Origin of the sequence: Parasphingorhabdus cellanae (assembly GCF_017498565.1) — a bacterium.
GTDB lineage: Bacteria > Pseudomonadota > Alphaproteobacteria > Sphingomonadales > Sphingomonadaceae > Parasphingorhabdus > Parasphingorhabdus cellanae.
This window is the reverse complement of sequence record NZ_CP071794.1, coordinates 3,726,008-3,741,372: the sequence shown is the minus strand read 5'-3', so window position 1 is coordinate 3,741,372 and position 15,365 is coordinate 3,726,008. Positions and strand designations below refer to the sequence as shown.

17 protein-coding genes and 1 tRNA gene are annotated in these 15,365 nt (G+C 51.8%); 4 read left to right on the top strand and 14 right to left on the bottom strand.

The annotated features are described in order from the left end of the window. Positions 1–42: 42 nt before the first annotated feature. Positions 43–132: transfer RNA gene (locus J4G78_RS17935), tRNA-Ser, on the bottom strand. Between the two features lie 161 nt (positions 133–293). Between J4G78_RS17935 and hspQ the strand changes: the two genes are divergently transcribed. Further along, positions 294–674, top strand: a complete 381-nt coding sequence (hspQ, locus tag J4G78_RS17930) for a heat shock protein HspQ (protein WP_207987844.1) — start codon at positions 294–296, stop codon at positions 672–674. 15 nt (positions 675–689) lie between these two features. Here hspQ and J4G78_RS17925 read toward each other — a convergent pair whose 3' ends face one another. After that, positions 690–1,547 carry an ABC transporter permease gene (locus J4G78_RS17925; protein ID WP_207987843.1) on the bottom strand — a complete coding sequence of 286 codons (858 nt, stop codon included), beginning with the start codon at positions 1,545–1,547 and terminating at the stop codon, positions 690–692. A gap of 114 nt (positions 1,548–1,661) precedes the next feature. Between J4G78_RS17925 and J4G78_RS17920 the strand changes: the two genes are divergently transcribed. The 3 genes from J4G78_RS17920 to J4G78_RS17910 all read left to right on the top strand — a co-directional run bounded on the left by J4G78_RS17920 (position 1,662) and on the right by J4G78_RS17910 (position 5,738). Beyond that, positions 1,662–2,336, top strand: coding sequence for a GcrA family cell cycle regulator (locus J4G78_RS17920; RefSeq protein ID WP_207987842.1), 675 nt, complete (start codon positions 1,662–1,664; stop codon positions 2,334–2,336). 92 nt (positions 2,337–2,428) lie between these two features. After that, positions 2,429–4,429, top strand: coding sequence for a DNA topoisomerase IV subunit B (gene parE, locus J4G78_RS17915; RefSeq protein ID WP_207987841.1), 2,001 nt, complete (start codon positions 2,429–2,431; stop codon positions 4,427–4,429). Then, positions 4,422–5,738, top strand: a complete 1,317-nt coding sequence (locus J4G78_RS17910) for a serine hydrolase (RefSeq protein ID WP_207987840.1) — start codon at positions 4,422–4,424, stop codon at positions 5,736–5,738. Before parE ends, J4G78_RS17910 begins: the two co-directional genes overlap by 8 nt. Positions 5,739–5,757: 19 nt before the next feature. Here the strand turns inward: J4G78_RS17910 and J4G78_RS17905 are convergent, their stop codons facing one another. From J4G78_RS17905 to J4G78_RS17850, 12 genes are all read right to left on the bottom strand, one after another. After that, a complete protein-coding gene (locus J4G78_RS17905) occupies positions 5,758–6,282 on the bottom strand; it encodes a GNAT family N-acetyltransferase (protein ID WP_207987839.1) in 525 nt (174 codons plus the stop codon). Continuing rightward, positions 6,279–7,073 carry a LysR family transcriptional regulator gene (locus J4G78_RS17900; protein WP_207987838.1) on the bottom strand — a complete coding sequence of 265 codons (795 nt, stop codon included), beginning with the start codon at positions 7,071–7,073 and terminating at the stop codon, positions 6,279–6,281. Before J4G78_RS17900 ends, J4G78_RS17905 begins: the two co-directional genes overlap by 4 nt. Then, a complete protein-coding gene (gene apaG, locus J4G78_RS17895) occupies positions 7,070–7,468 on the bottom strand; it encodes a Co2+/Mg2+ efflux facilitator ApaG/CorD (protein ID WP_207990863.1) in 399 nt (132 codons plus the stop codon). The genes J4G78_RS17900 and apaG overlap by 4 nt, the downstream gene beginning before the upstream one ends. 18 nt (positions 7,469–7,486) lie before the next feature. Further along, entirely contained in the window at positions 7,487–8,695 is a 1,209-nt protein-coding gene (locus J4G78_RS17890) for a trans-sulfuration enzyme family protein (protein WP_207987837.1), read from the bottom strand. A 24-nt stretch (positions 8,696–8,719) separates the two neighbouring features. Further along, positions 8,720–9,769: a 3-isopropylmalate dehydrogenase gene (leuB, locus tag J4G78_RS17885; protein ID WP_207990862.1), complete on the bottom strand. Its 1,050-nt coding sequence runs from the start codon at positions 9,767–9,769 to the stop codon at positions 8,720–8,722. A 59-nt stretch (positions 9,770–9,828) separates the two neighbouring features. Beyond that, complete coding sequence (recO, locus tag J4G78_RS17880; protein ID WP_207990860.1) at positions 9,829–10,563, bottom strand: DNA repair protein RecO; 735 nt, start codon at positions 10,561–10,563, stop codon at positions 9,829–9,831. Further along, positions 10,556–12,472, bottom strand: a complete 1,917-nt coding sequence (gene uvrC / locus J4G78_RS17875; protein ID WP_207987836.1) for an excinuclease ABC subunit UvrC — start codon at positions 12,470–12,472, stop codon at positions 10,556–10,558. The genes recO and uvrC overlap by 8 nt, the downstream gene beginning before the upstream one ends. Positions 12,473–12,536: 64 nt before the next feature. Further along, a complete protein-coding gene (locus J4G78_RS17870; RefSeq protein WP_207987835.1) occupies positions 12,537–13,199 on the bottom strand; it encodes a F0F1 ATP synthase subunit B family protein in 663 nt (220 codons plus the stop codon). Then, a complete protein-coding gene (locus J4G78_RS17865; protein WP_207987834.1) occupies positions 13,192–13,686 on the bottom strand; it encodes a F0F1 ATP synthase subunit B family protein in 495 nt (164 codons plus the stop codon). The genes J4G78_RS17870 and J4G78_RS17865 overlap by 8 nt, the downstream gene beginning before the upstream one ends. Positions 13,687–13,757: 71 nt before the next feature. Continuing rightward, positions 13,758–13,985, bottom strand: coding sequence for a F0F1 ATP synthase subunit C (locus tag J4G78_RS17860; RefSeq protein ID WP_108809819.1), 228 nt, complete (start codon positions 13,983–13,985; stop codon positions 13,758–13,760). 52 nt (positions 13,986–14,037) lie between these two features. Beyond that, positions 14,038–14,820: a F0F1 ATP synthase subunit A gene (locus tag J4G78_RS17855; protein WP_207987833.1), complete on the bottom strand. Its 783-nt coding sequence runs from the start codon at positions 14,818–14,820 to the stop codon at positions 14,038–14,040. A gap of 35 nt (positions 14,821–14,855) precedes the next feature. Beyond that, the gene (locus J4G78_RS17850) at positions 14,856–15,170 is read right to left on the bottom strand and encodes an AtpZ/AtpI family protein (protein WP_207990858.1); all 315 of its coding nucleotides are present in this window, start codon (positions 15,168–15,170) and stop codon (positions 14,856–14,858) included. Positions 15,171–15,365 lie beyond the last annotated feature (195 nt).

The window sequence follows — 15,365 nt, the reverse complement described above, 5'->3', positions numbered from 1 at the left end:
TACGGTTCATCGATGTTCAAATTTGGTTCAACGAGCAGCAAGTGGCGGAGAGACAGGGATTCGAACCCTGGGTACGATCGCTCGCACAACGGTTTTCGAGACCGCCCCATTCGACCACTCTGGCACCTCTCCGCACGTCGGCAAATAACCTCGGAAGCCATGATCTTGAAGACCATCGGTGTCGAACGTGCGGCGCGCTTAGACTATGATCTGCAATTTGCCAAGCGAGAAACCTTAGCGACAAACAAATGGCAAGCGCTTGCATCTGCCCTGTAACTGACTAAATTGGGGATATGGTTCAAACCAAACATCTCGCTTCCACCAATCCCCTACCCAAGGATACGCCGTCTGTCCTGAACGCCAGCTTCACGATTGGCGATGTGGTTAAACATCGCTTATTTGATTTTCGCGGCGTGATTTATGATATTGATCCGGTTTTTGCCAATAGCGACGAATGGTATGATGCCATTCCCAAGGACCTGCAGCCTTCGAAAGACCAGCCTTTTTACCACCTTTTGGCGGAAAATGCTGATAGCAGCTACGTCGCCTATGTCAGCCAACAAAACCTGCTAGAAGATGATAGCGGAGAACCGGTTATGCATCCTGAGGTAGGGCGCATGTTCAAAGCGGTAGATGGCGGTAAATATCAGCTACACCGAATCCACCGCCACTAAATCTCCTTCAAATAGCTAAGATTTGATCTTCCAGCCTTTTTTGAGCAGGAAATAGCACAGCGCCGTCAATCCGACATTTATTCCGAGTAAAACGAGAGATCCGATTATCACTGGCGAATCGGCCTCGCCTAAAAATCCATAGCGGAAGCCAGATATTGCATAGAAGAACGGGTTCGCATGGCTGGCGGCCTGAAACGCAGGAGCCAATCTGTCGATAGAATAAAATGTTCCCGATAATAAAGCCGCTGGAGCCACAACAAAGTTGGTGACTGCTGCTGCATGATCAAATTTTTCCGCCCAAATCGATGTCAGTACGCCCAATAGAGCCAGCATTGCGGAGCCCATGAAACCGAACCAGATGACCGCCCACCAATGGTTGACACTGACATTTACACCGGGCCAAAGAGCCATAGCGAGCCAGACAGCAAAACCCACCAACGCCGCGCGCGTGATTGATGCTGCTACCAAACCAGCCAGCAACTCGCCAACGGACAGAGGTGGCATCAAATAATCTACAATCGTCCCCTGAATCTTCCCGACCAGAAGCGCGAAACTGCTATTCGCGAAGGCGTTTTGAATCATGCCCATGCAAATTAGTCCGGGCGCAATGAAATCAGCAAATGGTACGCCCAAAACGGTGCGGTCCCCCCTGCCCAATGCCACGGTGAAAATCACCAAAAATAGCAGCGTGGTAATCGAAGGCGCCCAAACAGTTTGCAGCTGAACCTTGAAAAAGCGGCGCACTTCTTTCCAGTAGAGCGCGAGAAAGCCACCCCAGTTGACGCCACGAATAACGGCTACCCCAGGCTCTGCATAAGTTTGTGCGATAAATTCAGGTTGATCAGAGTCGCTATTTTGGGGCTGGTCTAACATAGGCTTTTCGCCTATCGGCTACCGACAGCAATCACAACCCCATATTATGTATGATTGAATATACAGCCAGCTGGCTTATATTGGGTTAGATATTGGATTATAGTAGGATTTTGCATGGCTTGGACCGACGAACGTATCGATCATCTGAAACAGATGTGGGAAAAAGGCCTGACAGCTAGTCAGATCGCGGAAGAATTAGGCGGTGTTAGCCGCAATGCCGTTATTGGCAAAGCACATCGGCTCGGCCTGAAATCACGTCCTTCCCCGGTAAAAGCCAAAGCCAAGACGGCAAAAGGCGCCAAACCAGCCGCAAAACCGAAAAAGGCCGCGGTTAAAGCGACCAAGAAACCAAAGCAAAAAGAAGAGCATGTCGCTCGCCGCGCAATGCCGCCGCCAACACCGGCTGCTCGTACGCATGCTGCGCAACAGTCCAAGATGCCGAAACCAGATGGTCCGAAAATTGTGTCTGTTGGGCCCGGCGGCTTTTTGCGGCAAGGCCCGGGCGATCAGCAGGCACCAATACCACCGGCACCACCGCGGCGCTTGGTTCCCGCGAAGCCAAGCGAAGAGATTGCTGACAAAACTAGCTTGCTTGATTTGAATGACAGAATATGTCGCTGGCCGATGAACCATCCTGGAGAGCCAGATTTTCATTTTTGTGGTGAAGAGGTGAATCCGGGCTTTCCTTATTGTGTTGAGCATTGCGGCCGGGCGTTTCAGGCACAATTGCCGCGTGGCGCACGGCGCGCGCCTCCACCACTGCCTTTTGGTGGTCCGCGAGTCCGCTAAATCAGCCCACAAGACGATATTTTACAGACCATTTGGCAAGAGGCCTAATAAGCCTCTTGCCAGTCTGACTCCCACGCTCTTATAGGATCATTATGTCTGATGATCTTTTCGGCGCCGATACCCCAAATGGCTCAGCGCCCGCTTCGAAGTCCGGTGAATATGATGCCTCTGCTATTGAGGTATTGGAAGGTCTCGAACCCGTTCGCAAACGCCCTGGAATGTATATTGGCGGCATTGATGAACGCGCACTCCATCACCTGGCTGCAGAAGTCATCGATAACAGCATGGACGAGGCCGTCGCCGGCCATGCGAGCCGCATCGAGATTACCCTTGATAGCGAAAATCGCCTAACCGTCACCGACAATGGTCGCGGAATTCCGGTCGACCCCCATCCCAAATTTCCCGACAAATCAGCGTTAGAAGTTATCATGACGACGTTGCATTCCGGTGGTAAATTCTCTGACAAGGCTTATGCGACATCAGGCGGTTTGCATGGTGTTGGCGTGTCGGTAGTCAACGCCCTGTCTTCCGATACTATTGTCGAAGTGGCGCGCAATAAAACCATTTATCGACAGTCTTTTTCACAGGGCAATGCCGTATCCAAGCTAGAAGAAGTCGGCAGCACGCCCAATCGCCGTGGAACCAGCATTTCATTCATTCCCGACACTGAAATTTTTGGCAACGGCAATAAGTTTAAACCGGCACGCTTATTCAAGATGGCGCGGTCTAAAGCCTATCTTTACGCCGGCGTTGAAATTCGTTGGAAATGCGATCCAGAACAGGCCAGTGAAGATGTTCCGGCAGAAGCCGTGTTTCAATTTCCTGGTGGCTTATCTGATCATTTGCGCGAACAATTGAGTGGCCGTGAATGTGTCACAACCGACTTTTTCGCGGGTAATCAGGATTTTCCTGATAATGCTGGGCGTGTTGAATGGGCCATAACCTGGCCCATCTGGACCGATGGCAGCTACAGCTGGTATTGCAACACCATTCCGACACCTAATGGCGGCACTCATGAAACCGGCCTGCGGAACGCGCTGGTTAAGGGTATGCGAACCTTTGGAGAATTGGTGCAGCTAAAAAAGGCATCGCAGCTGACTGCCGACGATATTATCTCAGGCGGGGAGATGATGCTGTCCGTTTTCATCCGTGATCCGCAGTTCCAGAGCCAGACCAAGGACCGGCTGACATCTCCCGAAGCCGCGAAATATGTTGAAAATGCCGTGCGCGATCATTTCGACCATTTCCTGACCGATAATATGGACCGCGGCAAGGCGCTGCTTGGTTTTGTCATGGAACGGATGGACGAGCGGCTAAAACGCAAAGCCGAACGCGAAGTCAAACGCAAAACCGCTACCAGTGGACGCAAAGTGCGTTTGCCTGGTAAGCTCACCGATTGTTCTGGCAATGACGCAGACGGCACAGAAATATTTATTGTCGAAGGAGACAGCGCTGGCGGGTCTGCAAAACAGGCGCGAAATCGTAAAACCCAAGCCATTTTGCCCATACGCGGCAAAATCCTCAACGTTGCTTCGGCCAATAGCGCCAAGATTTTTGCCAATTCGGAGATAGCCGATCTGACATTGGCACTTGGTTGCGGTACTCGCAAAGACTGTGATCCGGACAATTTACGCTATGAACGCGTGATCATCATGACGGATGCAGATGTCGATGGCGCGCATATCGCTACGCTGCTGATGACCTATTTCTTTCAGGAAATGCCGGAATTGGTTCGTCAGGGCCATTTGTTTCTTGCCCGTCCTCCGCTTTATCGCCTGACCGCCAGTGGCAAGAGCCTGTATGCACAGGATGATGAAGCACGCGCAGAAATTGAGAACGGTCCGTTTAAAGGAAAGAAAGTTGACGTCAGTCGGTTCAAAGGCCTCGGCGAGATGAACCCGGGCCAACTCAAAGAAACTACGATGGATCCCGAAACGCGGTCCCTGTACCGGGTGACTTTGCCGCAAGAATATGAAAACCGGGCTGTCGTAAAGGACCTTGTCGACCGGCTGATGGGTAAAAACCCCGAACATCGATTTAATTTCATCCAACAAAATGCCGCCAGTCTTGACGAGGAAGCCATTGATGCTTGATCGGCTAAGCCGGTTCTGGATTTTCTTGGCGTTTGCGATTATGGCCGCCGCAGGGGTTCCCTCCCCAGCAAGGGCGGAACAAATGTCGACTGCTTCTTCCGAATATCAAGACCGCGCGTCCCAATTACTCGAAATTCTGAAAGGCTCAGAACAAGAAGAAAGTTTCTTTGCCAGTTCGTTTCTCGATGCAATCCCCGTGACTCAGTTTCGGACGTTGGTGGCACAGCTTGAGACACAATATGGAGAACCTCTCACCATCGCCCGTGTCATTCCTGCGAGCAATCAGGATGGGACGGTCGAAATTGCTTATGCCAAGGCGACTTTGGCAATGCGCATGGTTCTGGATGGCTCTGCACCTTATCCCGTGATCGGACTGCAAGTCACTGGTGCCAATATGACTGACGACAGCATCGAAAAGATCAAGCGCGAGATGGAAGCATTACCTGGCGCTGCTGGATTTGAGATCGCCGAAATCAGCGCCGATCAGACGAGCATCATGGCATCTCTAAATGCTGATCGGCAACTTGCCATCGGCTCAACGTTCAAACTCTATGTCCTTGCCGCGCTCTCATCCAAGATAACCAATAGCGACCGAAGTTGGAGCGATGTTGTTCCACTCTATAGAAAGTCCTTACCGTCCGGAGTTTTACAAACCTGGCCGGACGGAACACCGATGACACTGCAAGCCCTGGCGACGCTAATGATTTCCGTAAGCGACAATACCGCAACAGATATTTTAATGACCGAACTCGGCAGTAAGGCCATTGATGATATGGTGTATAAAAGCGGCCATCGTGCGCCTGACAAGATACTTCCGATGTTGAACACCGTAGAGTTTTTTGACCTAAAAATGCCAAATAGTGCAGATGTTCGGGATCTCTACATTGCTGCAAGCAACAATGAACAAAGGAATTTGCTCAGCAAACATGGCATCGGGCTCTCCCCGGAATCGATCGAAATCAGCAACCTGGCGAACAAACCCCAACATATCGACACGATAGAATGGTTTGCCGCACCTTCCGATATTACCGGGCTGCTAAAGATTATCGAAGAAATTGAGGACCCAGTGGTAAAGAATATCCTCAAGATCAACCCTTTGATCCCGCCAGGAGATGCTTTGCGATGGAGCTATATTGGCGGCAAAGGTGGTTCGGAACCTGGCGTCATTTCCTTGGCCTTTTTGACCAAGTCAAAATCAGGCAGAAGCTATGTGGTTTCGGGAAGCTGGAACAACAGCAAGGCGCCTGTCGATAATGACAAATTCACTTTGATGATGAACCGATTGTTGAACCTGGTTGCGGCTCGTTAGATTACGGACTGACGTTTTGTCAGTCATCTTGCAGCAACCCGAATATCAAACTGTCGCGGATTCCGATATGTGTTTTTGATTCCTGCCGCAAATGCGCTTCCTGTTGAAAACCAAGAACTTTTAATAGCTTGATCGAAGACATATTCTCGGGATCAACATCTGCGTAGATGCGTCGGAGACCTAGTTCTTCGAATCCATATCGGATCACCCGGCTAACCGCCTCTCGCGCTATTCCCGCTCCCCAAGCGGAACGGTTCAAGATATAACCAATTTCTCTAACATTCGGGCGGTCTTTCGAATGAATGAAAACTACCCAACCCAGTGCCGTATCGTCTTGCATTCTGGTTATCGCCCAAGTTTGCCAAGGCTCCCCTTCGCAATTTTGCGCCACATATTCCCGCGTTTCTGAAACAGATTTATGGGGCCCGCTGGACCACCAGCGCATTAGGTCCGCATCTGCAAAGACAGGATGAAGGGCATCGGCATCTTCCAGTCGCAACGGGCGCAAACGCAGCCGTTCCGTCAACAAAACGGAGAAGGTCATGCCGAAAGCGCTGCAACTAGTGCCTTGACCTTTTTCTGCCGCCATTGCGGGAGCGGAGCAACCAACCAATAGCCGCGAGAGGATTTACTATCCTCACCGATCACCTCAACCCGACCTGCTGCAATATCTTGCTGCACCAGCATCTTTGGCACCCATGCATGGCCAAAGTCGTTGGCAGCAGCCTCTATTGCTAATCCGCCATCAGCGACCCGCATCAGCGTTTCTTCGCCTTCAGAAATCGGACAACCGGGCCAGTCAATTTTCTGACCCGCCTTGCCGCCGGGTGCAGCGACTTTAACGAACATGGTGTCGCCAATGATCACGCCTTCGTTATCCCCAGGTCCGTCTGTCAGACCAATTGCCACATCAAGATTGGCTTCGGTAAAATCGGCGCCACCTTCGGAAGCAACAACAGCAAAACTGACGTCTTTATTGTCCTGCGAGAATTTCGCCAGCCTCTCGTTCAACCATTTAGCCGTCAGATCACGCGGTGCAGCGATGGTCAGTTTATGAGAAGACTGACCAGCTTGCATCGCCCGAACAGCATCTTCAAATTCCAGAAAGCCTGACCGCAGCGCGTCCAGACCTGCGGCCGCCTCATCGGTCAGCTCCAGTCCTTTCGGTGTGCGCCGAAACATAACAACGCCCAGCATATCTTCGAGCGCTCTAATCTGCTGCCCGACAGCCGCCGGCGTGACTGCAAGCTCATCTGCGGCCCGTGTGAAGCTGAGATGCCGTGCCGCTGCATCGAGCACACGCAGCCCGTTTAACGGCAAATGGGTACGCTTCATTGCTCTACAGTTGGTGCTGTAAGAGGGAAGTGAGGAATACGAACTTCAAAGGCGTCCGGTGCAGAACCCACAAACATAAAATGACCCGCCATCGCACCGCTTGGCGTATTGAGCGGGCAGCCAGAGACATAGTCATGCGATTTTCCCGGTTGGATGACAGGTTGTTCACCAATCACCCCGTCACCATCGACTCTGTGCAAAGCTCCGCGCGCGTCAGAAATACGCCAATGACGGGTTAGTAGTTGAACCGCGCTATCACGCTCGTTTTCAATACGTATATGATAAGCCCAGAACCAGCGCAGGCCATCTATGTCTGACTGCTCCGGTAAAAACGTGACCGATACCCTTACGGTGACCCCGTCGGTGGTTTCTGAGAATGGGAAGAACGCCTGCATCATCTATTTATAATAGCGTCAAAGACCAACAGACGAAAGGGCTTGATCCAAATCTTCGATCAAATCGATAGGGTCTTCCAGTCCGACATTGATCCTTAACATATCTTCAGTGATCCCGATTTCTAACCGTGCGTCCTCCCCCAGACCATGATGAGTCGTCGACGCGGGATGACACATTAACGATCGACTATCCCCTATATTATTCGATATATCTATAAGATTCAATGCGTTAAGTAGATTATGCGCTTGCTTGCGACCGCCGCCAACATAGAGCGAAAAGATCGGTCCTGCCGCTTCCATCTGGCTCATCGCAAGATTATGTTGCGGATGACTGGGTAGGCCAGGGTGCAATATTTTTTCTACCCGTTGCTCCAAAAACTTACCCACCTCTAAGGCATTATTGCTCTGCTTGCGGATACGCAGGTCAAGAGTCTCGAGTCCTTTCAGAACAACCCAGGCATTAAACGCACTTAGAGTCGGACCTGTGTTGCGGGTAAAAGCCAGCAAAATTTCCTCGATAAACTCTTCCGTACCACAAACAGCACCAGCCAATACGCGCCCCTGCCCGTCCATCATCTTGGTTGCGCTATAGGCTACAATATCGGCACCAAATTCCATCGGCCGCTGAAGAACATTGGTGGCGAAAGCATTGTCGACAACACTTATAATACCTTTCGCCCGTGCCAGATCGCAAACAGACCGCAGGTCGATGACGTCCATGGTCGGGTTCGCTGGCGTTTCAAAGAAGAATACTTTTGTCTTGGGCGTGATCGCTTGTTCCCAATTATCGATATCGCGGCCATCGATAACCGTGGTCTCTATACCGAATTTCGGTAACAGACTGTCGGTCAACCAGCGGCAAGAACCAAAAAGGGCACGGCTCGCCACGACATGATCACCGGCTTCCAATTGGCACAACAATGCGGCAGTCATTGCTGCCATACCGGACGCTGTTGCACGGCAGGCCTCCGCACCTTCCATCACCGCAATCCGCTCTTCCAACATCTGCACCGTCGGGTTTTGCAAGCGGCTGTAAGTCATGCCGGATTGCTCACCATTAAAACGGGCTGCCGCATCTTCGGCACAGTCATAAGTGTAACCGGATGTCAGGAACAAGGCTTCCGATGTCTCGCCAAATTCACTGCGCATCGTGCCGCTACGAATGGCTTTCGTTGCTGGGCGCCAGTTTTTCGTAATCGCGCGATCTTGACCGGTATCTCTTTTCATATCTTTTCTTAAGCCCCTTGGCGCTTAGCTGGCAAGCCGTGCAACAACCGCATCGCCAATTTCACATGTCGATGCCCTGCCGCCCAGATCATGGCCGAGTATCCCCTGCTGCAGAACGTCAGCCACAGCCCTTTCAATCTGCGAAGCTTTTTCTTCCATATCGAAACTGTGGCGCAGCATCATCGCAGCGGACAAGATCATCGCAGAGGGGTTGGCAATACCCTGCCCGGCTATGTCCGGCGCACTGCCATGAATCGGCTCATAGAGTCCGCGGGTTCCGGTGCCCAAAGACGCGGACGCCAGTAGCCCAATCGATCCGACACACATGCTGGCCTGGTCAGAGAGGATATCACCGAAAATATTCCCGGTTAGCATAACATCAAACTGCCCTGGATTGCGCACCAGCTGCATCGCAGCATTGTCGACATACATATGACTGAGTTCGACATCCGGGTAATCGGCGGCAACTTCATTAACGACTGCCCGCCACAAAACCGATGTTTGCAACACATTCGCTTTGTCCACTGAGCATAGCTTTTTGCGGCGCCCCTGTGCCGCATTGAACGCGATATGGGCGATACGGCTGATCTCTTCCTCATCATAGGCCATGATATCATAGCCTTCGCGTAACCCTGCGTCTGTGGTGCGTTGGCCTTTTTCACCGAAATAGATATCGCCGGTCAGTTCCCGGAAAATCAATAGATTAATCGCACCCGCGATATCCGGCTTCAGGGCAGAGAGGTTTTCAAGCCCGGCAAAAGCTTTCGCAGGGCGCAAGTTGGCGAATGTCTGCATTTCCTTGCGCAATCCAAGCACGGCTTGTTCCGGGCGCAAATGGCGTTCCAGATCATCGCATTCGGGATCACCCACCGCTCCAAATAATACGGCATCGGCGGCCATGACCAATTCCAGGGTCTCTGGCGGCAATGGATGACCGTGGTTCTTGTATGCCACGCCGCCGACATCCGCATGATCCAAACGCAAATCAGGGAGTCCCAGAGCGTCCAATACCCGCAAGGCTTCGACCATGATTTCCTGACCAATGCCGTCACCTGCAAGCACCGCAATATGCATGTTATTCTCCCCAGAATTCTTGGCCAAGTTTCCGCTACTCCCTGCCCCGCTCAACGGGATTAGGCAACCACCCTTTTTAATCGATCTACCAAAACCGAGCGCGCCGCCATGACGTCATTCCGGCTGTCTTCGAAAAAGTGACGTTTGAGAAAAAACCCTGTGACCTTCAAACCATCAAAAATATCATCCCATTCAGGACTCGCTGTGCCCTTTAGAAAGTCTGGTAACGGTAAGAGCCTATCCTTGTAAATCTGCCCTGCCCCTTGGCTTACCGCTGTCGCACTTTTGGGACTAATATAGACCAAATCATCCGCGCTGCCCGTCACTGCGCATCTATCGAGCGACAAGCCAAATCCCAGCTCTGACAACAATAACAGCTCATAGCGCACCAACGCTACAGCCCAACCCTTGGCCGATGGCGCACCGCATATTGCATCCAGCAAGGCAGACAGAGCCGAGTGAAGCTGCGGATAATTTTGCTCTTCCGGTAATATCGCAGCGGTCAGCGCGGTTACCCAGCCCAGCGCGGAACTGGCCAAAGGCTCCCCAAGATACGGCCCCCGGCTTTGCTGCAATTCGGCCGTCATCGACGCGAGTTGAGCCTCGGTCCGCACGCGATAATCGGCTTGCACGATGTTGGAAGGAATCAACACCGGTCGCATCGTTCGTGAACGTGCACCGCGTACATAGCCCGCCATCAATCCATTTCTCGGGGTCAGTGAGCGCACCACCGCACCATGTTCGCCATGTTGCCGGACGGAACAGATAATCGCAGAGGTTCGCAGGCTAGCCATGGAAATAGTCATATACTTTTTGCGCCACAGTTGCAGAAACTCCGGGTGCACCCTGCAGGTCTTCCAACGATGCATTCTTCACAGCCCGCGCGGTTCCGAAATGCAGCAACATCGCCTTTTTCCGAGCCGGACCGATACCCGGCACATCATCGAGCGAACTGTGACCAACGGTTTTAGCGCGTTTCTGACGATGCGCGCCAATCGCGAACCTGTGTGCTTCGTCGCGCAAGCGTTGAAGGTAAAACAGCACCGGGCTGTTAATCGGCAAGTTCAGTTCTCGGCCGTCGATAAAATGAAAAGTCTCGCGCCCAGCATTGCGATCCGGCCCCTTGGACACGCCGATCATATTGACATCTTCGACTCCAATTTCCGCTAGCGCGTCCTTCGCAGCACTCATCTGCCCCTTACCGCCGTCGATCAGAACGAGATCCGGCCATTCACCCTTCTCCCGATCCGGATCCTCTTTTTGGGCACGCGCGAAACGCCGTTCGAGCACCTCTCGCATCATCGCGAAATCATCACCGGGCTTGGTGTCAGGGTTTTTGATGTTGAACTTGCGATAAGCATTTTTACGAAAACCCTCGGGCCCGGCAACAACCATACCGCCGACCATATTTGTTCCTTGAATATGACTGTTATCGTAAATCTCGATGCGGTCTGGCACTGTTTCCAGTTCCAGCAGATCGACCATTTCACGCATAATCTTCGCTTGGGTAGATGATTCGGCCAAACGCCGGTCCAGCGCCTCCTCAGCGTTTCGGCTCGCTTGTTTGAGCAGCTTCAAGCGATCACCCCGCTGGGGCTTTGAAACGCTAACCTTGTAATCCGCGCGGGTACCAAGCGCTTCCGACAACAAAGCCTCATCAGGCAGTTCGCGATCCAGCAATACCAGTTTCGGCGGCGGCATCCGATCATAAAATTGCATCAGGAAACTGGAGAACACCTCTTCGATCTCAACATGGGTTGTATGCGCCGGAAAGAAGCTGCGATGCCCCCAATTCTGCCCACCGCGGATAAAAAACGCCTGTACGCAAACCGTAGAACCCTTGGCCGCCAGCGCGAATATATCTGCGTCTGGCAGACCTGCAGCGTTAACAGCCTGATTACCCTGAATGAAGGTAAGCGCCTTTAAGCGGTCGCGATAAAGCGCCGCCATCTCGAAATCGAGATCTTCCGCCGCTTTCTCCATCTGCGCGCCCAGTTTTTGTTGCACCTCCGTAGATTTTCCAGAGAGGAAGTTGCGCGAATCCTCAACCAACTCTGCATAATCATTCTTGGAAATCCGGTCCACGCAAGGCGCCGAGCAGCGTTTGATTTGATAGAGCAAGCAAGGCCGCGAGCGGTTGTTGAAAAAACTGTCGGTACAGGATCTGAGTAGAAACAGCTTTTGCAAAGCGTTCAGCGTTTGATTGACTGATCCTGCGCTGGCAAAGGGTCCGAAATATCTGCCCTTCGCTTTTTGCGCCCCGCGATGTTTCTGGATACGCGGAAAGTCATGATCCTCGCGTAACAAGATGAAGGGAAAGCTTTTGTCGTCGCGCAGTAGCACATTATAGGCGGGACGAAATTTTTTAATCAACTGCGCTTCAAGCAGCAGTGCTTCTGCCTCGCTGCCCGTCGTCACGATGGTCATGGACCGGGTTTGCGCGACCATACGAAGCAATCTGTGCGGTAGTCGGTTCATCTGGACATAGGACCCGACCCGGTTTTTCAGGGAACGGGCCTTGCCGACGTAAAGGACATCGCCGCGACTATCCTGCATCCTGTAGACGCCCGGTCGGGTCGGTAGTGTATTTAAGGTCTCACGGATCGCCGCCATGCCCGTTTCAAGGTCCGGTGTTTCATTGCCGCGTACGGCATAGGTCGCCTTGTCTTCGTTAAAACGGTCGGGAGATTGTGGGCCTGACATGATCTATATCTAAGCGTGAGCGCTGATGATTACCAGCGCCCAATCCAAGCCAAAATGCTCTGAATTAGTTAAGTTTAGTACCCAAATCGCTGATCGTTTTGTCGATCAGGCTCTTGTCTGCAGCTGCATCATGCTTTGCGGCAATTAAGTTCTGCGCCGCAACCGTGGCCGCACTGGCTGCTTTTGCCCGAACATCGGCAACCGCGGCACGTTCGGCAGCGGCAATTTTATCTTCGGCCATTTTTTTGCGGCGAGCGATAAGATCGGTCGTGGCTTTTTTGGCATCCGCAACCACCAATTCGGCTTCGCTTTCTGCTTGCGCCAAGATTTCAGCTGCTTCGTCGTCGGCAGCTCGCAAACGGGATTCATATTTTGCGCGCAGCTCTTCGGATTCTTCACGCAGCTTTTTCGCTTCGTCCAATTGCTCACGAATATCGGCGATTTTCTTGTCCAGTGATGCACCAATAAGCGCCGGCACCTTTTTCCAAAGCACTAGGGCAACGACAACCAACATCGACAATGATACAAAAACGGTTGCATCCAAACCGAATACCGCTGGCGAAACATGCGCGTCGGTTGATCCTGTTTCCAGCGCTTCCACTCCGGTAACAGGCATAGGTTCGTTATCCAACGGCGTATCAAGCCGCTCTGCTACCGTTTCAGACGCCGCGTCCATGGCCTCTGGTCCGGAACTGGATTGATCTGTCTGTGCTTGTGCTTCAACCATGTTTCAAAGCTGCCTTTGTTTCTTTCAATGCTGCCGCTTTGGTTACTTTCGCACCGGAAATTTTGGCAACCATATCCTGCGCCACTTCGGCGGAAACGCCTTCAATCTCTTTTAACGCTTCGCCGGCACGCGCCTTGATGTCCGCTTCTGCTGCCGCCAGTTTGGTGGCAATATCAGCATTGGCTTTATCTTTGCGCTTTTCCGCAGCGGCATTGGCCTTCGCCTTGCTCGCTTCTACCAGGGCCTGCGCTTCGCTACGGTCATTTTCCATTTTGACACGGTAGCTTTCTTCCAGTTCGTCCGCTGTCACATTAGCGGCACGCGCCGCTTCAAGATCATCGGCAATCCGCTTATCCCGGGCATCAACCGTACCTTGAATTTTCGGAAACATGCCTAAACCGATGACAAAAAATGTAATCCCGAATGTCAGCAAAAGCCAGAAAATCTGAGATCCATAGGTTGCGGCGATTTGATCAATTTGTGGCATTGAACCAGAGGCTCCAATATTTTGAAACAGCGGAGCGGTTCAAATGCCGCCCCGCTCGTTTCACATCATTATTAGGCAACGAAAATCAGGATCATTGCGACAACAAATGCCAGCAGACCCAAAAGCTCGGCAGCGGCAAAGCCGATGAACAAACGGCCCTGTTGGCCGTCAGCAGCTGATGGATTGCGCAATGCGCTTTCCAGGAAGCTTCCGAATACGTTACCCACACCTACGGCGGCTACACCGGCACCAATTGCTGCCAGACCTGCGCCCAATAATTTTGCTGCTTCTGCGTCCATGATAATAACTCCTGTTCAAAAATATCGTTTGGAAATAAAGTCTTGTTTCAAATCAATGCAGGTTTTCTGCATCATTTATGTAAAGCGATGTCAGCAACGCAAACACATAGGCCTGCACAACCGCCACCAGCAATTCGAGAGCACTAATACCAATCATTAGCGCAAAACTTGGGATACCGACGAGCACGCCATAACCGGCGCCTGCGTTGGAACTGTTGATGACAAAGCCCGCCAAAACCTTCAGCAATATGTGGCCCGCAGTCATGGCTACAAACAAACGCAGTGCAAGGCTGAAAGGACGAACCAGGAAGGACAATAGCTCAACAATGAAAATAAACGGAATCATTGGGAGTGGCGTGCCATGCGGAACGAATAGTGAGAAAAAGTGAAGCTTATGCTTGGCAAAACCAACGATCAAAACAATCGAGAAGCTGATAATTGCCAATACACCGGTCACCGTCAAATGACTGGTCACTGTAAAGGGATGCAGACCCAGCACGCCTACCGGCAGCAGGCCCAAAACGTTGGAAAATAATATGAACATAAAGAGCGAAAATACATAAGGCGCATATTTCCGGCCAGCCGGACCGATATTCGCATCCATCATATTGTCGATAAAGCCGGTAAAGCCCTCGACCATCATTTGCCAGCGCCCCGGCACGAGCTCGCGCTTCATACCGCCAAGCATAAAAGCCCATAAAGCGGCTACGGAAAACATCATCCATACGGCGCTATTGGTTAAAGCGATCTGTTGACCGCCCAACGAAAAGCCCTCAAAAATCGTCTGTACCTCGAACTGGTACATTGGATCGATTTTACCTTCTTCAGTCGCCACGCAAGGGACCCCTGTTTTTCAAATGGTACGCAAAATCACTTGTGCTTTTTTGCGCTCTCATTTGAGAGTTTAATAATATTTCTGAACGCCACGATGATCCCTAGAAACAGGAATACCAAAAGAAGCCAAGGCGAGGTTCCGATAAAATGGTCCAGCACCCAGCCGACCAATGCACCGCCACCAATACCCGCAATCAAATCCGCCAAAACCCGGTTTCCGAGCCGATAATTATCATCGACCCCTTTTTGGGTTTTGCCTGATCTAACGGCTTCTTCCGACGTCGCTTGATCGATCCGCTTTTTTAACGCGTCTATCTTAGCATCATCGTCCATCAGACTTACCGGGTCCATTCTCTGTCGTGATTCTGTGAAAAACTGTTGAAAATCAGCGACAAAGCCGATTAACTTGGTTCTACTCACGACAGCGAGTAGCCCCGCTAACCGCGCCCGTTTAGAAAAGCGGGTGCGCCAAGTCAACAGCGATGCTGCACTGCAGAAATTTCGATAAAAATTCAGGAATTTAAATCAAAAAAAAGCGCGCCAAAA